The sequence below is a fragment of the Streptomyces sp. NPDC058274 genome (assembly GCF_042881375.1).
Taxonomy (GTDB): Bacteria; Actinomycetota; Actinomycetes; order Streptomycetales; family Streptomycetaceae; genus Streptomyces.
Map to the genome: position 1 here is coordinate 42,964 of NZ_JBHVXW010000022.1, position 21,602 is coordinate 64,565.

Below are 21,602 nucleotides of genomic sequence, written 5' to 3' on the forward strand. Positions count from 1 at the left end.
ACTGCCTCCGTACGGGCCAAGCATGGTGAGGGTCCGTCAGATGAAGCCGCCCGCGCCGCCCGCGCCGGTGGACTCCGTGCCCCCGACCGCCGCCGGCGGAATCACCGCACCCGTGGACTTCTTACCGCGCCGCAGCCGGCCTTCCAGCCAGCTCGCGAAGGTCGTGAGGGAGAAGTTGATCGCGATGTAGACCAGGGCCACGACCGTGAAGCTGGCGATGGTGTTGGCGCCGTAGTAGCCGCTCATCGGGCCGACCGAGGCCAGCAGCTCGGAGAAGGTGAGGACCGCGCCGCCGAGCGCCGTGTCCTTCACGATCACGACGAGCTGGCTGACGATCGCCGGCAGCATGGCCGTGACGGCCTGCGGCAGCAGGATGAACCGCATGACCTGGTTCTTGCGCAGCCCGACCGCCATCGCCGCTTCGGACTGGCCCTTGGGCAGCGACAGGATGCCGGCCCGGACGATCTCCGCGAGGACCGCCGCGTTGTAGAGCACGAGTCCGGTGACGACCGCGTACAGCGGACGGTCGTCCGAGCTGACGTTCGTGTACTCGGAGAACAGGGCGATGCCGAAGATCATGAGGATCAGCACCGGGATGGCGCGGAAGAACTCCACCACGACCGAGACGGGAATGCGTACCCACCTGTGGTCCGAGAGCCGGGCGATGCCGAGGACCGCGCCGAGCGGCAGCGCGATGACCATGGCGAGCGCCGCGGCCTTGAGCGTGTTCTGCAGACCGGGCCAGATGTACGTCGTCCAGGCCTCGGTGTGGACGAAAGGCTTCCACTTCTCCCAGGCGAGCTGGTCCTTGTCGTTGAGGCTGGTGATCACCCACCACAGGACCGCCGCGGCCACGATCACGAACACCACGGTGAAGAGAACGTTTCGCCGCTTGGCCCGCGGGCCCTGGGCGTCGTAGAGGACCGAGCTCATCGCTTCACCGCCACCTTCTTGCTCACCCAGCCGAGAATCAGACCGGTCGGCAGCGTCAGGCACACGAAGCCGAACGCGAAGACCGCGGAGATCAGGATGAGTTGAGCCTCGTTCTCGATCATCTCCTTCATCAGCGTCGCCGCTTCCGCGACACCGATCGCGGCTGCCACCGTGGTGTTCTTCGTCAACGCGATCAGTACGTTCGTCAGCGGGCCGACGACTGAACGGAACGCCTGGGGAAGCACGATCAGCGTGAGGACCTGGGTGAAGTTCAGGCCGATGGCACGGGCCGCCTCCGCCTGGCCGACGGGCACCGTGTTGATGCCGGACCGGATCGCCTCGCAGACGAAGGCCGAGGTGTAGGCGATCAGACCGAGCACGGCGAGCCGGAAGTTGATGGACTCGAACGTGTTCGCGCCGAGGTTCACCCCCAGGGTCTGGCTGAGGCCGAGCGAGGTGAACAGGATGATCACGGTCAGCGGGATGTTCCGCACGATGTTCACGTAGCTGGTGCCGAAGCCGCGCATGAGCGGCACTGGGCCGACCCGCATCGCGGCCAGCACGGTTCCCCAGATCAGGGAGCCGACGGCTGAGAGGACGGTGAGTTTCACCGTGACCCAGAACGCTCCCAGCAGGTCGTAACCTTCAAGAAAGTCGAACACGATCTCCCGCGCTTCCGCGTGTGTCGAGGGCCGGGTGCGCCGCCCCCCGAGGGCGGCGCACCAACGGCCGCTTCATCAGCTGACGACGTTGCCGATCTTCGGGGCGGGCTCGTTCTTGTAGTTCGCCGGACCGAAGTTGTCCTTCACGGCCTTGTCCCACGACTTGTCGGAGACCATCTTCTCCAGGGCCGTGTTGATCTTCGCCTTGAGGTCGCTGCCCTTCTTGACGCCGATGCCGTAGTTTTCGTTGGTCATCTTGAAGCCGCCCAGCTTGAACTTGCCCTTGAAGTTCGGCTGCGCGGCGTAACCGGCGAGGATCGAGTCATCGGTGGTCAGCGCGTCGATGGCCTTGTTCTGCAGACCGGACAGACACGCCGAGTACGTCGGGTACTTCTGCAGCTGCGCCTTGGGCGCGAGCTTGTCCTTGACGTTCTGCGCCGAGGTGGAGCCCGTCACCGAACAAAGCTTCTTGCTGTTGAGGTCCTTCTCCGACTTGATCGAGTTGTCGTCGGACCGCAGCAGCACGTCCTGGTGCGCCAGCAGGTACGGGCCCGCGAAGTCGACCTTCGCCTCACGCTCGGGAGTGATCGAGTAGGAGGCGGCGATGAAGTCGACGTCACCGCGCTGGAGCATGGTCTCGCGGTCGGCGCTCTTCGCTTCCTTCCACTCGATCTGGTCCTTGCTGTAACCGAGCTGCTTGGCGATGTAGGTCGCGACGTCGACGTCGAAGCCCGTGTAGCCGTCCGGCGTCTTCTGACCGATGCCGGGCTGGTCGAACTTGATGCCGACCGTGATCTTGTTGCCGCCCGAGGAGCCGCTGTCGTCCTTGTCGTCGGAGCCGCACGCCGTGGCGGTGACGGCGAGCGCGAGCACGACGGCCGAAGCGGCAGTGACCTTGCGGAGCTTCATGGTGAACATCCTTTGAGTGGTGAAGAGGTGCGGGCCTTCGGTAACGCCTTCAGAAGTGAGGAGACGCAGACCGTCAGTGGTGAAGGATCTTCGACAGGAAGTCCTTGGCCCGGTCGCTGCGGGGATTGCTGAAGAACTGGTCCGGCACAGCCTCTTCGACAATGCGGCCGTCGGCCATGAACACCACCCGGTTGGCAGCCGAACGAGCGAAGCCCATCTCGTGGGTGACGACGACCATGGTCATGCCGTCCCGCGCCAGCTGCTGCATGACCTCCAGGACCTCGTTGATCATCTCGGGGTCGAGCGCCGACGTGGGCTCGTCGAAGAGCATGACCTTGGGGTCCATCGCCAGCGCCCGGGCGATCGCGACACGCTGCTGCTGGCCGCCGGAGAGCTGCGCGGGGTACTTGTCGGCCTGGGCGGAGACGCCCACCCGGTCGAGCAGCCCGCGGGCCTTCTCCTCCGCGACCTTCTTGTCCGCCTTGCGGACCTTGATCTGGCCCAGCATCACGTTCTCGAGCACCGTCTTGTGCGCGAAGAGGTTGAAGGACTGGAAGACCATGCCGACGTCGGCGCGCAGCCGGGCGAGTTCCTTGCCCTCCTCGGGCAGCGGCTTTCCGTCGATGGAGATGGATCCGGACTCGATCGTCTCCAGGCGGTTGATGGCGCGGCACAGGGTGGACTTCCCGGACCCGGAGGGCCCGATCACCACGACGACCTCACCCCGGGCGATGGTCAGGTCGATGTCCTGGAGCACGTGCAGCGCGCCGAAGTGCTTGTTGACGTCCTTCAGCACGACCAGATCGTCGGCCGTCGGCACGGCGTCCTTGGTCACCGATACATCGGTCATGTGCCTCTTGCTCCGTCCTCCTCGGTTGCGGAGGACAGTAGTGAGGCAGCACGACCAGCGTCATTACATCTGAGGGGAAATTGAGCATAACGATCCGATAGCGCCCGGATACGCCCCGTAACAGGCGCGGGCGCGCGCGTACCGGCTGGATAACGGAAGCCGCGCGCAACCCGAGGGCCCTTGACGCCGTCCTTCTCCATCGGGGTGACTGCCATGGTGCACGCCCGTGTGCGCATACTTCGCACACCGGGACCGTCGTACGGCGATCACCCGACAGGGACCGTACGGCCGGCGACCGAACCGGGACCGTACGACCGATGAACCGGAGGGGGCCGGGATGAGACTGCTGCTCGTCGAGGACGACAACCATGTCGCCGCCGCTCTGTCGGCCATCCTGGTGCGGCACGGCTTCGACGTCACGCACGCCCGCAGCGGCGAGGAGGCCCTGCAGGCTCTCGTCCCGGAGAGCGACGGCTTCGGTGTGGTCCTGCTCGACCTGGGGCTGCCCGACCAGGACGGCTACGAGGTCTGCGGCAAGATCCGCAAGCGGACCAGCACTCCGGTGATCATGGTCACCGCGCGCGCGGACGTACGCTCCCGGATCCACGGCCTCAACCTCGGCGCCGACGACTACGTGGTCAAGCCGTACGACACCGGGGAACTGCTCGCCCGGATCCACGCCGTCAGCCGGCGCACCGTCTCCGACGACTCCTCGGGGCCGGGGGAGACCGCCCTGCGGCTGGGTTCCGTACGCATCGAACTCCCCACCCGCCAGGTCAGCGTGGACGGTTCGGTTGTCCAACTGACCCGCAAGGAGTTCGATCTGCTCGCGCTGCTGGCACAGCGGCCCGGTGTGGTCTTCCGCCGGGAGCAGATCATCAGCGAGGTGTGGCGCACCAGCTGGGAGGGGACGGGCCGCACTCTGGAGGTGCATGTCGCCTCTCTGCGCTCGAAGTTGCGCATGCCTGCCCTGATCGAGACCGTGCGCGGCGTCGGTTACCGGCTCGTGGCTCCCGCGGCATAGCGTGCTCCGGTGCGCACTCGTCTGCTTCCGCTGCTCATCGTCCTGATGGCCGCCGTGCTGCTCGCGCTCGGCATCCCGCTGGCCGCGAGTGTGGCGGCCGCCCAGCAGCAGAAGGTGGTCGTCGACCGCATCGACGACACCGCGCGCTTCGCCGCCCTCGCGCAGTTCGTCACCGACCGCCCCATCGGCTCCCGGGTGGGCACGACCCCCGACGAGCGCCGCGAGACCCTCCGCAAGGAACTCGCCGCGTACTTCCGCGTCTACGGCATCAGGGCCGGCGTCTTCTACCGCGACGAAGCGCCGATGGCCAACGCGCCGGAGAACTGGTACGTCCCCGAGGCGGGCGAAGGCCGTGACGCGTTCAACGAGGCGTTCCTGGGGCGGCGCAGTCATGACCCGGAACAGGTCTGGCCGTGGCAGCGCCGGCGGCTCGTCGTCGCGTCCCCGGTCATCCGCGACGGTGACGTCGTGGCGGTCGTCGTCACCGACTCGCCCACCGGACAGATGCGGTCGAAGACCCTGTACGGCTGGCTCCTCATCGGCGCGGGCGAGATCGCCGCGATGCTGCTCGCCCTGGGCGCCGCGCTGCGTCTGACCGGCTGGGTCCTGAGGCCCGTACGCGTCCTGGACGCCACCACCCACGACATCGCGACCGGCCGCCTGAAGTCCCGGGTCGCGGCCGCCGGCGGCCCGCCGGAACTCAGACGTCTGGCCCGGTCGTTCAACGAGATGGCCGACAACGTCGAGGACGTCCTGGAGCAGCAGCGCGCCTTCGTCGCCGACGCCTCGCACCAACTGCGCAACCCGCTCTCGGCGCTGCTGCTCCGCATCGAGCTGCTCGCCCTCGAACTGCCCGAGGGCAACGAGGAGATCGCCTCGGTCCGCACCGAGGGCAAGCGCCTGGCCCAGGTTCTCGACGACCTGCTCGACCTGGCCCTGGCCGAGCACGCGGAGGCGGACCTGAGGCTGACCGACATCGGCGAGCTCACGGCCGAGCGCGTGGCGTCCTGGGGGCCGGTCGCCGACAGCAAGGGCGTCCGGCTGGCCGGCAGCTGCCCGGCCACCACCGCCTGGGCCGACCCGGTCACCCTCTCCAGCGCCCTGGACGCCGTGATCGACAACGCGCTCAAGTTCACGCCCGAAGGCCAGAGCGTCCAGGTGACCGTGTCCTCGAACGGCGAGGTCTCGACCGTCGTCGTCACGGATGGGGGACCCGGCCTCACCGACGACGAGCTCGCCCGCGTCGGCGACCGTTTCTGGCGCAGCGCCGGACATCAGAACATCAAGGGCTCGGGCCTCGGCCTGTCGATCTCCCGGACGCTGCTGGCCGCGGGCGGCGGCTCGATCACGTACGCCCGCCACGAGCCGCACGGACTCGAGGTGACGGTGACGGTACCGAGGTCGGGGCCGGCCTGCTGACGCGCCCGGGCGCCTACGGCTTGACCGAGCTGTAGTAGCGCTGGGCGCCCGCGTGCAGTTCCAGGGGGTCGGTGTAGATGGCCGTACGGAGATCCACCAGCTGTGCCGCGTGCACCTCGGCACCGATGGAGTCGCGGCTGTCGATCACCGTGCGGGTCAGCTCCTTGGTGAGCTCCATGCCCATCTCGTCCCGGGTGATGAGGAGGTTCGCCACCGCCACCGTCTGCACCGTCGAGCCCTGCTGGGCCTCGGGATAGGCGGTGGCCGGCATGACCGCCGCACGGTAGTAGCGGGACGCGCCGCCCTGGTCCTGCAACTTCTTCACGACGTCGCTGCCGATCGGGACCAGCCGGATGTCGGACTCCTTCGACAGCTTCTTCACGGCGCCGGTCGGCAGGCCGCCGGACCAGAAGAACGCGTCGATCTTGCCCTGTTCGAGCAGCCCGGGCATCGTCGCGATGCCTTCGGCCAGCGGCTCGATGTCCTTCTGCGGATCGAGGCCGGCGGCCTGCAGCAGATGGTTCGCGATGAGCCGCACCCCGGAGCCACCCGGGCCCACGGCCACCTTCTTGCCCTTCAGGTCCGCCACCGAGTGCACGGACGAGGAGCGGGGGACCACGAGGTGCACGTAGTCGTCGTAGAGCCGGGCACAGCCGCGCAGACTGCCGGCGCCCGGCTTGTGCTGCAGGATGTACGTCTCCACCGCGTCGGCCGCCGCGATGGTGAAGTCGGCCTTCCCGGTGGCCACCCGCTGGACGTTCTCCTGTGACCCGTCGCTGATCAGCAGGCGCATGTCCAGTCGGGGCATGTCCTTCGCTGCGGCCTTCTGCAGGAGGTCGCCGTACGTCTGGTAGACCCCGGTAGGCGTCCCCGTACTGAAGGTGATCTCCCCGCTCGGCGACTCCTCGCCCAGCGGCAGCAGCCACCACAGCAGCAGCCCGAGGACCACCAGCGTGGCCGCCGAGCCGAGCAGTGCGCGCCGCCTGCCGATGGGGGTGAGTGCCTGGAGCATGCGCGCGATCCTGCCAGCCCGGACACCGTGCTGACCAGGCCGGAGCCGACGGGGGCGCCGGGGGAGGCGGCTGACCGGGGCGGACTGCGCTGTGGGGCAGGGGACGGGAGGCACTCCGGGCACCGCCTACCCTTGTCACATGAGCAGCAGCGACCGGAGCCAGGCAGTGGACGTCCAGGAATCCAAGACGTACGAAGTGCGCACCTACGGGTGCCAGATGAACGTCCACGACTCCGAAAGGCTCTCCGGGCTCCTCGAGAACGCCGGATACGTGCGCGCGCCCGAGGGCTCGGACGGCGACGCGGACGTCGTCGTCTTCAACACCTGCGCCGTACGGGAGAACGCCGACAACCGCCTGTACGGCAACCTCGGCCGCCTCGCTCCCATGAAGACCAAGCGCCCGGGGATGCAGATCGCCGTCGGCGGCTGCCTCGCGCAGAAGGACCGCGACACCATCGTGAAGCGGGCGCCCTGGGTGGACGTCGTCTTCGGCACGCACAACATCGGCAAGCTCCCCGTCCTCCTGGAGCGCGCCCGCGTCCAGGAAGAGGCGCAGGTCGAGATCGCCGAGTCGCTCGAAGCGTTCCCGTCGACGCTGCCGACCCGCCGCGAGAGCGCGTACGCGGCCTGGGTCTCCATCTCCGTCGGCTGCAACAACACCTGCACCTTCTGCATCGTCCCCGCGCTGCGCGGCAAGGAGAAGGACCGCAGGACCGGCGACATCCTGGCGGAGATCGAGGCCCTGGTCGGCGAGGGTGTCTCCGAGATCACACTGCTCGGGCAGAACGTCAACGCCTACGGCAGTGACATCGGCGACCGTGAGGCCTTCAGCAAGCTGCTGCGGGCCTGTGGCCGGATCGAGGGCCTGGAGCGCGTGCGGTTCACCTCGCCGCACCCGCGCGACTTCACGGACGACGTGATCGCCGCCATGGCCGAGACACCGAACGTGATGCCGCAGCTGCACATGCCCATGCAGTCCGGCTCGGACACGATCCTGAAGGCGATGCGCCGCTCGTACCGCCAGGACCGGTATCTCGGGATCATCGAGAAGGTCCGCGCCGCCATTCCGCACGCGGCGATCACCACCGACATCATCGTGGGCTTCCCCGGCGAGACCGAGGAGGACTTCGAGCAGACCCTGCACGCGGTCCGCGAGGCCCGCTTCGCGCAGGCCTTCACCTTCCAGTACTCCAAGCGCCCCGGAACCCCGGCGGCCACGATGGAGGGGCAGATCCCCAAGGAGATCGTCCAGGCGCGCTACCTGCGTCTCGCCGCCCTCCAGGAGGAGATCTCCTGGGAGGAGAACAAGAAGCAGATCGGCCGCGTCCTGGAGCTGATGGTCGCGGAGGGCGAGGGCCGCAAGGACGGTGCCACCCACCGCCTCTCCGGCCGCGCCCCCGACAACCGCCTGGTCCACTTCACCAAGCCCGACGAAGAGGTGCGCCCCGGCGACGTGGTCACCGTCGAGATCACCTACGCCGCCCCGCACCACCTGCTCGCCGAGGGCGCCGTCCTGGACGTGCGCCGCACGCGCGCGGGGGACGCCTGGGAGAAGCGCAACGCCGCGGAGGCCGCGAAGCCGGCGGGCGTGATGCTGGGCCTCCCGACGATCGGCGCCCCGGAGCCGCTGCCGGTCGCCACCGGCGGATGCGCCCGAGACTGAGGGTCCGGTACGCCGTGACGGGCGGCCCCCGGTCGAGCGGCGGGCGGTTCGGGGCGTGAGCACCGCGAGCCGCCGCGCTGTCCCTGCGTACGTCGCCCCCCTCGGACGCGGCGCCGCTCCTCGCGGTGGGCCGACCGGGGAGTGACGCTCGGGCACCCGGCGGGGATACGCTGCCGATCATGCTTGTAGCCGCCGCAGTCTGCCCCAGTCCGCCGCTGCTCGTACCCGAGGTCGCCGCCGGAGCCGCCCCCGAGCTGGGCGCCGCGCGCGCCGCCTGCGCGGACGCGCTGGGGGTGCTCGCGGCCGCGCGCCCCGACCGGCTGGTCGTCGTCGGACCGGCCGACCTGAGCGGTCGCGGGCCGCATCCGGCGGGTACGCCGGGTTCCTTCCGTGGCTTCGGCGTCGATCTCGACGTGACGCTCGGCGCTGCCGGGCCGGACCCGGGGGCGGCCGAGCGGGAGCTCCCGCCGTCGCTCGCCGTCGCCGCCTGGCTGCTGGAACGCACGGGCTGGGCCGACGCCCCGGTGGAGGGCCTGGGCGTGGGGGAACCTCTCGCGGCCGAGCGGTGTATTGAAGCAGGACAGACCATCGCTGCACAGGCCGGGCGGGTGGCGCTGCTGGTGATGGGCGACGCCAGCGCGTGCCGGACGCTCAAGGCGCCGGGGTACTTGGACGAGCGCGCGGCGGCCTTCGACGCGGAGGTCGCGCGAGCGCTGGGGGCGGCGGACGTGGCGGCCCTCAAGACGCTGGACGCCGAGCTGGCGTACGAGCTGAAGGCGGCGGGCCGGGCACCCTGGCAGGTGCTCGCGGGTGCGGCGGAGGGCGCAGGACTGGCCGGCACTCTGTTGTACGACGACGCGCCGTACGGGGTGGGGTACCTGGTGGCGGCCTGGTCCTAGCGGCCCGTCGCAGGGCGTCTGACAGGCGTGCGGGTTCTCGGGGGAGCAGCCGTCGGCGCCTGTGCCGGGGGCTCGAAGCTCCCGCGCGTGCCGGCGCCCGTCCCGGCCTCGTACCCGGCGTGAACACGGCGGACGGCCGGGAGCCGAAGGTGCTCCGCGGCCGTCCGCCGATCGATCCGGATGTTCAGGTGGCCGAAGGCGGTGACGGTGCATCCGGCGGAGGTGTCGCGGTGCCGCCACTGTCCTTGTGCGCGAGTCGGTCCATGGCGCCCTTGGCCTTGCCCGTCCCCGTCTGGATCTTGTCGCTGTACTTGCCCTTGGTCTTCTCGTCGGCCACCCGCGCGGCCTTGTCGAGACCGTGCTGGATCTTGTCCCCGTGCTGCTGCGCGAGGTCGGAGACCTTGTCCTTGGCCGGGGCGAGCTTGGCTTTCAAATTGTCCAGGAGACCCATCGTTGACCTTCCCTCGCGGGGCAGTTACTTGCGGGCGCCCTCGCCGGCCTCACTGTCGGCGGCCTCTTCGGCGGACTGCTGCTTGGGGATCTCCACACCGTCGGACGCGGTGGCCCCGGAGGTCTCCTCCGTCGTGGCCTCGCCCTCGGTCCCGGACGAACCCTTCGCCTCTTCCGCCACCTCCGCCTCGGTTTCAGCCGTCAGCGTGCCGGCCTCCGCCTCGGCGGTTGACGCCTCCTCCGTAGCCTTCGACCTCCGGAGAAGTCGTGCAAAAACGCCCATATCCACTCCATACGTTACTCGTGCGGGCGAAATCCCGCGTTGACCGGTGCGTCCGTTTGCGTCGCCCGGGTCACCGGCTCTCGAAACCGGCGCCTGAAACCTCGCAACAGGCAACGACCCCGGGCGCGTCGTGTCACGTAGCTCGTTCGAGGAGGGGCCGTGATGTTTGCGAGACTGGTGCGGTGAGCAGTGCACCCCCCGCCCCGCGGGTCATCGCCGTCGTCGGGCCGACCGCGGCAGGAAAGTCCGATCTGGGCGTTTTCCTCGCCCAGCGCCTCGGCGGCGAGGTCGTCAACGCCGACTCCATGCAGCTCTACCGAGGGATGGACATCGGCACCGCCAAACTGACACCGGAGGAGCGCGGAGGCGTCCCCCACCACCTCCTGGACATCTGGGACGTGACCGTCACGGCCAGCGTCGCCGAGTACCAGAGGCTCGCGCGCGCCCGCATCGACGCGCTGCTCGCCGAGGGCCGCTGGCCGGTCCTCGTCGGCGGCTCCGGGCTGTACGTCCGCGGGGCGGTCGACAATCTGGAGTTCCCCGGTACGGACCCCGAGGTACGGGCCCGGCTGGAGGAAGAGCTCACGCTGCGCGGTTCCGGCGCGCTGCACGCCCGCCTGGCCGCGGCCGACCCCGAGGCCGGCCACGCGATCCTGCCGAGCAACGGCCGCCGTATCGTCCGCGCCCTCGAGGTCATCGAGATCACCGGCCGGCCGTTCACCGCCAACCTTCCCGGCCACGACTCCGTCTACGACACCGTCCAGATCGGCGTCGACGTGGCCCGGCCCGAGCTCGACGAGCGCATCAGCCGCCGGGTGGACCGGATGTGGGACGCGGGGCTCGTCGACGAAGTGCGCGCGCTGGAGGCGCTCGGCTTGCGCGAGGGGCGCACGGCGTCGCGCGCGCTCGGCTACCAGCAGGTGCTCGCGGCGCTCGCGGGGGAGTGCACCGAGGACCAGGCGCGCGCGGAGACCGTACGCGCCACCAAGCGCTTCGCGCGCCGCCAGGATTCCTGGTTCAGGCGCGATCCCCGGGTGCACTGGCTCAGTGGGGCTGCGGCGGATCTCACAGAACTCCCCGAGCTCGCACTGGCGTTGATCGAACGACCGGTCACAGCCTGATCACGTCATGGCATCGGGACGCTCCGGCCGTCATCCCGGCCTCTGGCGTCGTGCCATCATCGAGCTTCGATCGACCAGTGAAAGTCCGAGTTGGGAGGGCGCGTGGCGATGGAGGCCGGCCCTCGCGACACTGCACGTGACACTGAGCAGGACACCGATCCGGACGGAGACCGTCCGGGTACCGATCCAGACGGCGATCGCTTCGGCGTCGACCCGGACGGAGAGCGTTTGGGCATCGACGCGGACGAGGACGGGCTGGGTGTCGAACCCGGCGTGGCGCGTCTGAGTTCCGACGGACCCGAGGACACCCCGGGCGGTGTGACCGCGGACGGTCCCGGCCCGGACGAGATGTCCGCCCAGGCCGAGGTCGAGATCGAGCTGCGCCCGCAGCGCCGCCTGCGGATCTGGCAGCTCGCCCCCATCGTGACCCTGGCGGCGATCGGCTCGCTGATGTTCGCCTTCCCGCTCGCCTTCGAGTTCGGCGACGGCGGCGCCGTCGTCGCCATGCTCGGGCTGCTGATCTGCGCCTGCTCCGCGGGCTGGGGCATGATGGCCGCCCGCCGGGTCGGTTACACCTGGCCGGGCCTGCCGCAGCGCGGCTCCGCACGCCGGCCGGACTGGCGCGTCGTGATCGCGTACACCGTGCTGGTCGCCGCGGTGGCGGTGCTCGCCGTATGGCGGGTCGCGCGCCTCCGCTGATCCCGGACCTGCCCCATTCCGCCTGCCGGACGTGAGCGGTCGGCTGTCACAGGCACGTCGTACGATCGAGGAATGAGCACGCGGATCGCCTTCCTCAAGGGCCACGGGACCGAGAACGACTTCGTGATCGTCCCCGACCCGGAGAACGTCATCGACCTGCCCCCGGCCACCGTCGCCGCCCTGTGCGACCGCCGCGCGGGCATCGGCGGCGACGGTCTGCTGCACGTCGTGCGGTCCGCGGCGCACCCCGAGGCCCAGGAGATGGCGCCCGAGGCGGAGTGGTTCATGGACTATCGCAACGGGGACGGCTCGACCGTCGAGATGTGCGGCAATGGCGTGCGGGTGTTCGCCCGTTATCTCCAGCGCGCCGGCCTGGTGACCGAGGGGGACATCGCGGTCGCCACGCGCGGAGGCGTGAAGAGCGTGCACATCGCCAAGGCCGGCCCCCAGGGCTCCGCGGAGGGTGACATCACCGTCGGCATGGGCAAGGCCGTGCTCCCCGAAGGAGACGTCACCGTGCGCGTGGGCGAGCGCAGTTGGTCCGCGCGCAACGTGAACATGGGCAACCCGCACGCCGTCGCCTTCGTGGACGACCTCGCGGACGCCGGTGACCTGTACACCCCGCCGCCCTTCAGCCCGCCCTCGGCGTACCCGGACGGGGTGAACGTGGAGTTCGTCGTCGACCGCGGCCCGCGGCACGTCGCCCTGCGCGTGCACGAGCGCGGCGCGGGCGAGACCCGGTCGTGCGGCACGGGCGCGTGCGCGGTGGTCGTCGCCGCGGCCCGCCGGGACGGCGCCGACCCGGCCCTCACCGGGGCCCCGGTGACGTACACCGTCGACGTTCTCGGGGGCACGCTGGTGATCACCGAGCGCCCGGACGGCGAGATCGAGATGACGGGTCCCGCGGTGATCGTGGCCGAGGGCGAGATCGACGCGGAGTGGCTCGCCGCGGTGAGCGCCGCGGCGCCTGCGCGACCGAAGGACTGAACGCCCCGGCTCCAGCACGGACCGAGCCGCCGAGCCGTCGCGTCGTCGCGTCGTGGTGTCGCCGAGCGGCCGAGCCGGTGTACCGCCGGGCAGAGTGACGTCGTACCGCCGTACAGACCGACGTCGTACCGCCGTACAGACCGACGTCGTACCCGCCGACCCGTCGGGTGGTTCGAAACCGTAAACCCCGAAACCTTCGCTCGAATGGGTGATCCGTTTCACGCTCGGCGAGAGGCGGTCAGCCGGGCGTGGTGGGCTCGGTAGCATCAAGCACCGGCCCGGACGGGGGAATGAAGCCATCCCCTGAGCCGTGTTCGCCATGGGGCACCCGTCCGCCGGTCTACGCAGCCGGAGGTGCCCATGAGTGCGGAGGCGACGAATCCCGCGACGCCAGGCCCAGTGATGCCGTCCCCCAAGCTCGCGGCTTCGCTGGAGCAGGGGGCGTCCCCGTCGCACCGCAGAAAGGGCCGTCCGCGGATCGATCTGCGCCGCCTGGGCCGGGCCGCCCTGCTCGGCCCCACGGCCCGTGACCGGCTGCCCGACGCGATCGGCCATGTGGCCGAGGCCCATCGCGCCCACCACCCCGACGCCGACCTGGAACCGCTGCGCCGGGCATACGTCCTGGCCGAGTCCTCGCACCGCGGCCAGACGCGCAAGAGCGGCGAGCCGTACATCACACACCCGCTCGCCGTGACGCTGATCCTCGCCGAACTCGGCGCGGAGACCACGACGTTGACCGCCTCCCTGCTCCACGACACCGTCGAGGACACGGAAGTGACCCTCGATCAGGTGCGTACGGAGTTCGGCGCGGAGGTCTGCTATCTCGTCGACGGCGTCACGAAGCTGGAGAAGGTCGACTACGGCGTCGCCGCCGAGCCCGAGACGTTCCGCAAGATGCTCGTCGCCACCGGCAACGACGTCCGGGTCATGTCGATCAAACTCGCCGACCGGCTGCACAACATGCGCACCCTGGGCGTCATGCGCCCCGAGAAGCAGGAGCGCATCGCCAAGGTCACCCGTGACGTCCTCATCCCGCTCGCCGAACGGCTCGGCGTGCAGGCACTGAAGACCGAGCTGGAGGACCTGGTCTTCGCGATCCTGCACCCCGAGGAGTACGAGCACACCAGGGAACTGATCGTCGACAACGCGGCCCACGGCGGCGACCCGCTCGCGGAGATCGCCGAGGACGTACGCGGGGTCCTGCGCGAGGCCGGGATCCCGGCCGAAGTTGTCATCCGGCCACGGCACTTCGTCTCCGTGCACCGGGTGTCACGCAAGCGCGGCCGGATGCGCGGCGCCGACTTCGGACGGCTCCTCGTGCTGGTGAACGAGGACGCCGACTGTTACGGCGTCCTCGGCGAACTGCACACCTGTCTCACGCCGATGGTCTCGGAGTTCAAGGACTTCATCGCCGTACCCAAGTTCAACCTGTACCAGTCGCTGCACACGGCCGTCGCGCGCGCGGACGGCGAAGTCGCCGAAGTCCTCATCCGCACCCACCAGATGCACAAGGTCGCCGAGGCCGGGGTCATCGCGCTCGGCAATCCCTACGCTCCTCCTTCGGAGGAGCAGACGGACGGCGACGGCGAGCGTGCCGACCCCACGCGCCCGGGCTGGCTCTCCCGGCTCCTCGACTGGCAGGAGGCCGCGCCCGACACCGACACGTTCTGGTCCACCCTGCGCGAAGACCTCGCCCAGGACCGCGAGATCACCGTCTTCCGGGCCGACGGCGGCTCGCTGGGCCTGCCCGAGGGCGCCAGTTGCGTGGACGCCGCGTACGCGCAGTACGGCGAGGACGCGCACGCCTGTATCGGCGCGCGCGTCAACGGCCGTCTGGCGACGCTGAGTACGGTCCTGCGGGACGGCGACACGGTGCAGCTCCTGATGGGGCAGGACCCGGCCTCCGAGCCCTCCAGGGAGTGGCTGGAGCACGCGCACACGGCGGCCGCACGGATCGCCATCCAGCGCTGGATCGCCGCCCACCCCTCGCCGCGTGACACGGAGCCCCCCGAGGCCCCCGCCGCGGCCCGCCGGCCGGCCCCCGACACGCCCGTCGCACGACCGGGTGCCGCCAACGCGGTCGTCGACCAGCCCGGCGCCTCCGTACGCCTCGCCGGCTGCTGTACGCCCGTACCGCCCGACGAGGTGACCGGCTTCGCCGTGCGCGGCGGAGTGGTGACCGTCCACCGACGGGAGTGCGCGGCGGTGGACCGCATGAAGGACGTGGGGCGCGCGGAGGTGGGCGTGCGCTGGGGCGACACCACCGAGTGCCGGGTCACCCTCGTCGCCGAGTCCTTCGGACGGCCCCATCTGCTCGCCGACCTCACCGAAGCCATCGCCCTGGAGGGCGTCGCCATCGTCTCGGCGACCGTCGAACCACCCAGCCAGCAGCGCGTACGGCACACGTACACGCTCCAACTCCCGGACGCCGCCCTCCTGCCCGCCCTGATGCGCGCGATGCGCAACGTACCCGGTGTGTTCGACGTGAGCCGCGCCCAGCATCCGGCGGCCGGCGCCCAGTGAGGCGCTGAGGCGGAACCAGGCGCGAACCCGTTCGGGTGGGCCCGGTGCGCGCCGTCGCCGTGCGGCGGGTGCGCGCTGGTAGCGGTGTTCCATGGCCCTCACCCCCCGTCCCAGGACCCGCCACGTCACGACGGCGCTGCTCGCCTCCGCCGTCTCCGTCTGCCTCCTCGCCGCGAGCGCCCCCTCACCGGCCGCGCCGCTCGGTGTCGGCGACCGCCTCTTCCCGCAGCTGGGCAACCCCGGCTACGACGTCGCGTCGTACGACCTCGCCTTCACCTATTCCGGCAGCAACAGCAAACCGCTCACGGCCGTCACCACGATCGACGCGGTGACGACGGCCGCACTGGAGCGGATCAATCTCGACTTCTCGCACGGAACCGTCGGATCCGTCGAGGTCAACGGCGTGCCCGCGGCCTTCACGAGCGCGGGTGACGATCTGGTCGTCACCCCTGGGGAGCCGCTCTCCGAAGGCAGCGTCGTGCGCATCACCGTGCGGCACACCAGTGACCCCGTGCCCGCCGAGGGCCAGGACGGCGGCTGGGTGCGGACGAAGGACGGCCTGGCCATGGCCAACCAGGCGGACGCGGCCCACCTGGTCTTCCCGTCCAACGACCACCCCTCCGACAAGGCGCTCTTCACGATCCACATCACCGCGCCCGAGGGGTACACGGCCGTCGCGAACGGTCTGCCCGTGGGCGTGGACCGGGGCGCCCGCGCCACCACCTGGACGTACCGGACCGAGCACCCCATGGCCACCGAGCTGGCCCAGGTGTCGATCGGCCGCTCCACCGTGCTGCACCGGACCGGACCGCACGGCCTGCCCGTACGCGATGTCGTGCCCACCAAGGACCGCGCGAAGCTGGAGCCATGGCTCGCGAAGACCCCCGGCCAGATCGCGTGGATGGAGGGGAAGGTCGGGCTGTACCCCTTCGAGACGTACGGCCTGCTGATGGCCGAGGCCCGGACCGGCTTCGAGCTGGAGACCCAGACCCTCTCCCTCTTTGAGAAGGATCTCTTCACCGAACCCGCCTACCCGAAGTGGTACGTCGAGTCGATCATGGTGCACGAGCTGTCGCACCAGTGGTTCGGCGACAGCGTGAGCCCCCGCGCGTGGTCCGACCTGTGGCTCAACGAAGGGCACGCCACCTGGTACGAGGCCCTGTACGCGGAGGAGAAGGCGCAGAAGCCCATGGAGGCGCGGATGAAGGCGGCCTACCGTGCGTCCGACACCTGGCGGGCGGCCGGCGGGCCGCCGGCCGCGCCCAGGAAGCCGCAGCCCGGCCAGAAGATCAGCATCTTCCGGCCGAACGTCTACGACGGTGCCGCGCTGGCCCTGTACGCACTCCGCGAGGAGATCGGACACCCGGCCTTCGAGCGCCTGGAACGGACCTGGGTGGCCCTCCACCAGGACGGCACGGCGACGACGGAGGACTTCGAGGACCTCGCGTCGAGCATGTCCGGGCGGGACCTGAGCGGCTTCTTCAAGGGCTGGCTCTACGGCGAGAAGACCCCGCCGATGCCCGGGCACCCGGACTGGAAGAGCGACGCTCCACGCGCGCGTAAGGGAGCCCGTTAACTCGCGTGACGAGACGGGGCGTGCCGTGCGACCATCTTTCAGGTCGACGGCACGGCCCGCAGGGGCCGGGCCCGACGGAATCCGGGAATCTCCCGGCGGCCTCGGACGTTCCTGTACATGACGGCGTCTGTCGTCGAAGCGGTAACCCCATCGACGTAAGGATCCAATGACCTCCTCTTCTTCCCCTTCCCAGGACGCGCAGAGCCTCGCGCAGACCCACCCCGAAGGTCTTCGGGCCGATGCCCTGATGGAAGAGGACGTCGCCTGGAGCCACGAGATCGACGGAGAGCGGGACGGCGACCAGTTCGACCGGTCCGAGCGCGCGGCCCTGCGCCGCGTGGCCGGCCTCTCCACCGAGCTCGAGGACGTCACCGAGGTCGAGTACCGACAGCTCCGTCTGGAGCGCGTCGTGCTCGTCGGTGTGTGGACCACGGGGACCGCGACCGACGCGGACAATTCGCTGGCCGAGCTGGCCGCCCTCGCGGAGACCGCGGGAGCGCTCGTGCTCGACGGCGTCGTGCAGCGTCGCGACAAGCCCGACGCGGCCACCTACATCGGCTCCGGCAAGGCGAACGAGCTGCGGGACATCGTCCTGGAGACCGGCGCCGACACCGTGATCTGCGACGGTGAGCTGAGTCCGGGCCAGCTGATCCACCTCGAAGACGTCGTCAAGGTCAAGGTCATCGACCGTACGGCCCTGATCCTCGACATTTTCGCCCAGCACGCCAAGTCCCGAGAGGGCAAGGCGCAGGTCGCGCTCGCGCAGATGCAGTACATGCTGCCGAGGCTGCGCGGCTGGGGTCAGTCGCTGTCCCGTCAGATGGGCGGCGGCTCGGGCGGCGGCCTCGCCACCCGTGGTCCCGGTGAGACCAAGATCGAGACGGACCGGCGCCGGATCCGCGAGAAGATGGCGAAGATGCGCCGGGAGATCGCGGCCATGAAGACGGGCCGCGACATCAAGCGCCAGGAGCGCCGTCGCCACAAGGTGCCCTCGGTAGCGATCGCCGGTTACACGAACGCCGGCAAGTCGTCCCTGCTCAACCGCCTCACGGGCGCGGGCGTGCTGGTCGAGAACTCCCTGTTCGCGACCCTCGACCCGACCGTGCGCCGGGCCGAGACCCCGAGCGGACGGCTGTACACGCTGGCCGACACGGTCGGTTTCGTACGACACCTGCCGCACCACCTGGTCGAGGCGTTCCGTTCCACGATGGAGGAGGTCGGGGACTCCGACCTGATCCTGCACGTGGTGGACGGTTCGCACCCCGCGCCGGAGGAGCAGCTGGCCGCCGTGCGCGAGGTCGTCCGTGACGTGGGCGCGACGGACGTGCCCGAGATCGTGGTGATCAACAAGGCGGACGCGGCCGACCCGCTGGTGCTCCAGCGGCTGCTGCGGATCGAGAAGCGCTCCATCGCGGTCTCGGCCCGGACCGGCCAGGGCATCGCCGAGCTGCTCGCGCTCATCGACAACGAGCTGCCGCGCCCCAAGGTCGAGATCGAGGCTCTCGTGCCGTACACGCACGGCCAGCTGATCGCCCGCGCGCACAACGAGGGCGAGGTCCTCTCCGAGGAGCACACCCCGGAGGGCACCCTGCTCAAGGCACGGGTGCACGAGGAGCTGGCGGCGGATCTCGCGCCGTACGTTCCGGCCCCCCTCGCCTGAGCGGCTGCCGCACGGACAGCACGTAACGGCCGAAGGCCCGCCCCCTTTCGCAGGGGGCGGGCCTTCGCCGTGTGCATGTCGGGCGCTCGGTGACTACCGTCCGCCGTACTTCTTGCTCATGTTCTCGTACAGTGCCTCGGCGCCCCGGCCCAGCTGCGGTCCCGCGAGCCAGGTGTTGTCGGACGGGCCGATCGACGTGTTCGAGACCAGCTTCGTCTTGCCGTCGACGACGCGGAACCAGCCGCCGCCGGACGAACCGCCGGTCATGGTGCAGCCGATGCGGTACATCGTCGGCAGGCTCGGGCTGAGCGAGAGACGGCCCGGCCGGTCGAGGCATTTGAACATGCTCAGACCGTTGTACGGCGGCGCCGCCGGGTAGCCCCAGGCGCCCATCGTGCCGACGCTCTGGGCGGAGGGCGCGGAGAAGTCCACGGCCAGCGCGTTGCCGACCGTCTCCTCGAGCGACTTGCTGCCCTGCTCCGGCTTCACATGCAGCACGGAGTAGTCGTACGGCGCACCGGCGCCGCCCGTCTCGTCGCCGCCGGAGATCCACTCGTTGGAGGTCGAGGCCCAGTCCGCCCACCACTGGCCGTACGGGGCGATCTCGGAGGTGGTGGCGTTGCTCAGCTGCGCCTCGGACTTGTTGAGGTCGTTGTAGGACGGGACGAAGGCGATGTTGCGGTACCAGCCGCCGCTGCCGCCCGCGTGGACGCAGTGGCCCGCGGTCCACACGAGGTTGGACTTGCCCGGGTGGTTGACGTCCTTGACGACCGTCCCGGAGCAGACCATCGAGCCCTCGGGGGAGTCGAAGAAGACCTTGCCGACCGGGGCCGCGTTCTCGTGGTACGGCGACTTCTCCGCCTTCGCCTGCACCGGCTCCGGCGTCGGGTCGGTGACGCCCTGGTCGGCCGCCGCGTCCTTCGCCGAGATCGTCTTGTCCGGGTCCTTGGCGGACTTCATCCGGTCGGGCTTCCACAGCCCCTTGATCACCGGGTTGACGAAGTCCTTGGCCTCACTGAGCCACTTGTCCTTGTCCCAGTTCCTCCAGCCCCCGGACTTCCACTGGTCGGGATCGATGCCGTGGTCCTTGAGCTTGTCGGCGATGTTGCCGGGGACCTGGACGTCGTCCTGGCCGCTTCCCTGGGATGCCGTGGCGGCGGGCTTGTCCTCCGCCTTGTCGTCGCCCGAGTTGCAGGCGGTGGCCGTGGCTGCCAGGGCCGCGACGAGCGCGGTGGCGACGAGAACGTCGCGCCGGCCGCGCCTGCGCGCGACAGACGTACGTACGGAACGCATGCTGTGATAACCCCCGTTGGAACGGTTATGTCATGTGCTTGTCAGACGCGGGGCGGCTCTCCGCGGAGCCCGCTCGGACGCGACACCCCACTATGCCCGTGCGATTGAGGACGAACGACGGTGGGGTGGTGAAGGTTTTCGTGCACCGATGTCCGTGCACCACCCCGCCGCCGTCTGTCCGGACCCGGCCATGTCCGTCGGGTCACCGACCGGTCAGGTCAGTCGGTTCACCGACCGGCGAACTTCTTGCTTACCGAGTCGTAGATGCCCTTGGCCTCGGTGCCCAGGTGCGGTCCGGCCAGCCAGCCCGAACTCACCGGGCCGATCGAGGTGTTGGACACCAGCGCCGGCTTGCCGTCCGACCCCTTCGCGACCCAGCCACCGCCGGACGAACCGCCGGTCATGGTGCAGCCGACGCGGTACATCGTCGGGTCGGACTTCACGACCGACAGCCGCCCCGGCCTGTCCGTGCACTGGAAGAGCTTCTGCCCGTCGAACGGCGGCGCCGCCGGGTAACCGGTCGCCGTGATGCTCGCCACCTTCGGCACGGCAGGCGCGTTGAAGTTCACCGGCAGCGCCGAACCGACCGTCTCCTCGAGGGACTTGCCGTTGCTGCCCTTCTCCGGCGTCACATGCAGCACCGCGAAGTCGTACGGCGCACCCTGGCCGCCCGTCGCCCCGCCCTGCTCGATCCACTGGTCCGAGGTCTGCGCCCAGTCACTCCACCAGACGCCGTACGGCGCGATCTCCGCCTTCGTGGCGTCCTGCAACTGGTCGGCGGTCTTGCCGGCGTTGTTGTACGCGGGCACGAACGCGATGTTGCGGTACCAGCCGCCCTTCTTGCCGGCGTGCACGCAGTGGCCCGCCGTCCAGACCATGTTGGACTTGCCCGGGTGGGCCGGGTCCTCGACCACGGTCGCCGAGCAGACCATCGTGCCCTCGGGCGAGTCGAAGAACACCTTGCCCGCCTCGGGCGCGCTGTCGTGATACGCGGCCTTCACGGCCTGGGCGACCACCGGAGCGGGCGTCGGGTCGGTGACACCCTGGTCACCGGAGAGGTCGTTGTCGTCGACGCCCTTGTCCTGGTCGGGGTCGTCGGCGTCACGCATCCGGTCCGGGTCCCACAGCCCCTTGATGATGGGGTTGATGAAGTCGTCGGCCTCGCGGAGCCAGTCGTCCCTGTCCCAGTTCTTCCAGGCGCCGTCCTTCCACTTGTCGACGTCGATCCCGTGCTCTTTGAGCCTGTCCCTGATGTCGTCCGGGATCTTGATCTTGTCGTCGCCACTCGGGGACGCGGACACCGTGGCGTCGGCCTTCGCCTTGCTGTCGCCCGTGTCGCAGGCGGTGGCGGTGAGCGCGAGCGCCGCGGCCAGGCCGACGGCGGCCAGCGCGGGGGACGTTCCGCGGCGCGCACTCCTCCCTCGGCGAGCGGCGAAGGGCGGGCGTATGGATCGCATGGGCTGAACTCCCCCTGGACGTGAGTGAACTGTGCAGTGCCTCGGCGAGTACGTACGGATGCAGCGTCGTACGCACTCGCCCGGGTGCCACGTGGCACGGGAACCGCCGCGCACGGAGGCTGCCGCGTGGAACGCAACCTCGTACGAAGACAGTTCCGTACGCATGCAGCCTCGTACGGACC

At 70.1% G+C, this 21,602-nt stretch carries 19 protein-coding genes; 10 read left to right on the top strand and 9 right to left on the bottom strand.

Annotated elements, in window-relative coordinates; all coding sequences use genetic code 11:
* Positions 1–36: 36 nt before the first annotated feature.
* The 4 genes from ACFVYF_RS31990 to ACFVYF_RS32005 form a co-directional block, all read right to left on the bottom strand.
* Positions 37–933 carry an amino acid ABC transporter permease gene (locus tag ACFVYF_RS31990; protein ID WP_389461017.1) on the bottom strand — a complete coding sequence of 299 codons (897 nt, stop codon included), beginning with the start codon at positions 931–933 and terminating at the stop codon, positions 37–39.
* Positions 930–1,595 carry an amino acid ABC transporter permease gene (locus ACFVYF_RS31995; RefSeq protein ID WP_389461019.1) on the bottom strand — a complete coding sequence of 222 codons (666 nt, stop codon included), beginning with the start codon at positions 1,593–1,595 and terminating at the stop codon, positions 930–932. Before ACFVYF_RS31995 ends, ACFVYF_RS31990 begins: the two co-directional genes overlap by 4 nt.
* A 75-nt stretch (positions 1,596–1,670) precedes the next feature.
* On the bottom strand, positions 1,671–2,504 hold the full coding sequence (locus ACFVYF_RS32000; protein ID WP_389461021.1) for a glutamate ABC transporter substrate-binding protein: 834 nt from the start codon (positions 2,502–2,504) through the stop codon (positions 1,671–1,673).
* A 73-nt stretch (positions 2,505–2,577) separates the two neighbouring features.
* Complete coding sequence (locus ACFVYF_RS32005; protein ID WP_389461023.1) at positions 2,578–3,354, bottom strand: amino acid ABC transporter ATP-binding protein; 777 nt, start codon at positions 3,352–3,354, stop codon at positions 2,578–2,580.
* A gap of 337 nt (positions 3,355–3,691) precedes the next feature.
* Here ACFVYF_RS32005 and ACFVYF_RS32010 point away from each other — a divergent pair, with 337 nt between their 5' ends.
* Both ACFVYF_RS32010 and ACFVYF_RS32015 read left to right on the top strand, forming a co-directional pair.
* Complete coding sequence (locus ACFVYF_RS32010; RefSeq protein ID WP_389461025.1) at positions 3,692–4,378, top strand: response regulator transcription factor; 687 nt, start codon at positions 3,692–3,694, stop codon at positions 4,376–4,378.
* Positions 4,379–4,387: 9 nt separating this feature from the next.
* On the top strand, positions 4,388–5,797 hold the full coding sequence (locus ACFVYF_RS32015) for a sensor histidine kinase (RefSeq protein ID WP_389461027.1): 1,410 nt from the start codon (positions 4,388–4,390) through the stop codon (positions 5,795–5,797).
* Between the two features lie 13 nt (positions 5,798–5,810).
* Here the strand turns inward: ACFVYF_RS32015 and ACFVYF_RS32020 are convergent, their stop codons facing one another.
* Complete coding sequence (locus ACFVYF_RS32020) at positions 5,811–6,809, bottom strand: TAXI family TRAP transporter solute-binding subunit (protein ID WP_389461029.1); 999 nt, start codon at positions 6,807–6,809, stop codon at positions 5,811–5,813.
* A 139-nt stretch (positions 6,810–6,948) separates the two neighbouring features.
* On the opposite strand from ACFVYF_RS32020, the gene miaB reads away from it, so the two are divergent.
* Both miaB and ACFVYF_RS32030 read left to right on the top strand, forming a co-directional pair.
* On the top strand, positions 6,949–8,472 hold the full coding sequence (gene miaB / locus ACFVYF_RS32025; protein ID WP_389461031.1) for a tRNA (N6-isopentenyl adenosine(37)-C2)-methylthiotransferase MiaB: 1,524 nt from the start codon (positions 6,949–6,951) through the stop codon (positions 8,470–8,472).
* A 179-nt stretch (positions 8,473–8,651) separates the two neighbouring features.
* The gene (locus ACFVYF_RS32030) at positions 8,652–9,371 is read left to right on the top strand and encodes a class III extradiol dioxygenase subunit B-like domain-containing protein (protein WP_389461032.1); all 720 of its coding nucleotides are present in this window, start codon (positions 8,652–8,654) and stop codon (positions 9,369–9,371) included.
* A 184-nt stretch (positions 9,372–9,555) separates the two neighbouring features.
* Here ACFVYF_RS32030 and ACFVYF_RS32035 read toward each other — a convergent pair whose 3' ends face one another.
* Together ACFVYF_RS32035 and ACFVYF_RS32040 are read right to left on the bottom strand one after the other, a co-directional pair.
* Complete coding sequence (locus ACFVYF_RS32035) at positions 9,556–9,822, bottom strand: antitoxin (RefSeq protein WP_383288976.1); 267 nt, start codon at positions 9,820–9,822, stop codon at positions 9,556–9,558.
* A gap of 24 nt (positions 9,823–9,846) precedes the next feature.
* A complete protein-coding gene (locus ACFVYF_RS32040; protein ID WP_389461034.1) occupies positions 9,847–10,104 on the bottom strand; it encodes a hypothetical protein in 258 nt (85 codons plus the stop codon).
* A 182-nt stretch (positions 10,105–10,286) separates the two neighbouring features.
* Here ACFVYF_RS32040 and miaA point away from each other — a divergent pair, with 182 nt between their 5' ends.
* The 6 genes from miaA (at position 10,287) to hflX (ending at position 18,670) form a co-directional block, all read left to right on the top strand.
* Positions 10,287–11,225 (top strand): tRNA (adenosine(37)-N6)-dimethylallyltransferase MiaA, encoded by a 939-nt coding sequence (gene miaA, locus ACFVYF_RS32045; protein ID WP_389461036.1) that lies wholly within the window; start codon positions 10,287–10,289, stop codon positions 11,223–11,225.
* Between the two features lie 108 nt (positions 11,226–11,333).
* Entirely contained in the window at positions 11,334–11,924 is a 591-nt protein-coding gene (locus ACFVYF_RS32050) for a hypothetical protein (protein ID WP_389461170.1), read from the top strand.
* 72 nt (positions 11,925–11,996) lie between these two features.
* The gene (dapF, locus tag ACFVYF_RS32055; protein ID WP_389461038.1) at positions 11,997–12,911 is read left to right on the top strand and encodes a diaminopimelate epimerase; all 915 of its coding nucleotides are present in this window, start codon (positions 11,997–11,999) and stop codon (positions 12,909–12,911) included.
* A gap of 360 nt (positions 12,912–13,271) precedes the next feature.
* Complete coding sequence (locus ACFVYF_RS32060; protein WP_389461040.1) at positions 13,272–15,434, top strand: RelA/SpoT family protein; 2,163 nt, start codon at positions 13,272–13,274, stop codon at positions 15,432–15,434.
* A 91-nt stretch (positions 15,435–15,525) separates the two neighbouring features.
* Positions 15,526–17,010 (top strand): M1 family metallopeptidase, encoded by a 1,485-nt coding sequence (locus ACFVYF_RS32065; protein ID WP_389461042.1) that lies wholly within the window; start codon positions 15,526–15,528, stop codon positions 17,008–17,010.
* 166 nt (positions 17,011–17,176) lie between these two features.
* Positions 17,177–18,670: a GTPase HflX gene (gene hflX, locus ACFVYF_RS32070; RefSeq protein ID WP_389461043.1), complete on the top strand. Its 1,494-nt coding sequence runs from the start codon at positions 17,177–17,179 to the stop codon at positions 18,668–18,670.
* Between the two features lie 93 nt (positions 18,671–18,763).
* On the opposite strand, the gene ACFVYF_RS32075 is transcribed toward hflX, so the two are convergent.
* Complete coding sequence (locus ACFVYF_RS32075; RefSeq protein WP_389461045.1) at positions 18,764–19,963, bottom strand: trypsin-like serine peptidase; 1,200 nt, start codon at positions 19,961–19,963, stop codon at positions 18,764–18,766.
* A 227-nt stretch (positions 19,964–20,190) separates the two neighbouring features.
* Positions 20,191–21,420: a trypsin-like serine peptidase gene (locus ACFVYF_RS32080; RefSeq protein ID WP_389461046.1), complete on the bottom strand. Its 1,230-nt coding sequence runs from the start codon at positions 21,418–21,420 to the stop codon at positions 20,191–20,193.
* Positions 21,421–21,602: the final 182 nt, after the last annotated feature.

Coding starts and splice junctions, on each gene's coding strand:
- ACFVYF_RS32065 (WP_389461042.1), top strand. CDS start 15,526: ATGGCCCTCACCCCCCGTCCCAGGACCCGCCACGTCACGACGGCGCTG.
- ACFVYF_RS32005 (WP_389461023.1), bottom strand. CDS start 3,354: ATGACCGATGTATCGGTGACCAAGGACGCCGTGCCGACGGCCGACGAT.
- ACFVYF_RS32010 (WP_389461025.1), top strand. CDS start 3,692: ATGAGACTGCTGCTCGTCGAGGACGACAACCATGTCGCCGCCGCTCTG.
- ACFVYF_RS32030 (WP_389461032.1), top strand. CDS start 8,652: ATGCTTGTAGCCGCCGCAGTCTGCCCCAGTCCGCCGCTGCTCGTACCC.
- ACFVYF_RS32050 (WP_389461170.1), top strand. CDS start 11,334: ATGGAGGCCGGCCCTCGCGACACTGCACGTGACACTGAGCAGGACACC.
- ACFVYF_RS32035 (WP_383288976.1), bottom strand. CDS start 9,822: ATGGGTCTCCTGGACAATTTGAAAGCCAAGCTCGCCCCGGCCAAGGAC.
- ACFVYF_RS32000 (WP_389461021.1), bottom strand. CDS start 2,504: ATGAAGCTCCGCAAGGTCACTGCCGCTTCGGCCGTCGTGCTCGCGCTC.
- ACFVYF_RS32020 (WP_389461029.1), bottom strand. CDS start 6,809: ATGCTCCAGGCACTCACCCCCATCGGCAGGCGGCGCGCACTGCTCGGC.
- ACFVYF_RS31990 (WP_389461017.1), bottom strand. CDS start 933: ATGAGCTCGGTCCTCTACGACGCCCAGGGCCCGCGGGCCAAGCGGCGA.
- dapF (WP_389461038.1), top strand. CDS start 11,997: ATGAGCACGCGGATCGCCTTCCTCAAGGGCCACGGGACCGAGAACGAC.
- ACFVYF_RS32040 (WP_389461034.1), bottom strand. CDS start 10,104: ATGGGCGTTTTTGCACGACTTCTCCGGAGGTCGAAGGCTACGGAGGAG.
- miaB (WP_389461031.1), top strand. CDS start 6,949: ATGAGCAGCAGCGACCGGAGCCAGGCAGTGGACGTCCAGGAATCCAAG.
- ACFVYF_RS32075 (WP_389461045.1), bottom strand. CDS start 19,963: ATGCGTTCCGTACGTACGTCTGTCGCGCGCAGGCGCGGCCGGCGCGAC.
- ACFVYF_RS32060 (WP_389461040.1), top strand. CDS start 13,272: ATGAGTGCGGAGGCGACGAATCCCGCGACGCCAGGCCCAGTGATGCCG.
- hflX (WP_389461043.1), top strand. CDS start 17,177: ATGACCTCCTCTTCTTCCCCTTCCCAGGACGCGCAGAGCCTCGCGCAG.
- ACFVYF_RS32080 (WP_389461046.1), bottom strand. CDS start 21,420: ATGCGATCCATACGCCCGCCCTTCGCCGCTCGCCGAGGGAGGAGTGCG.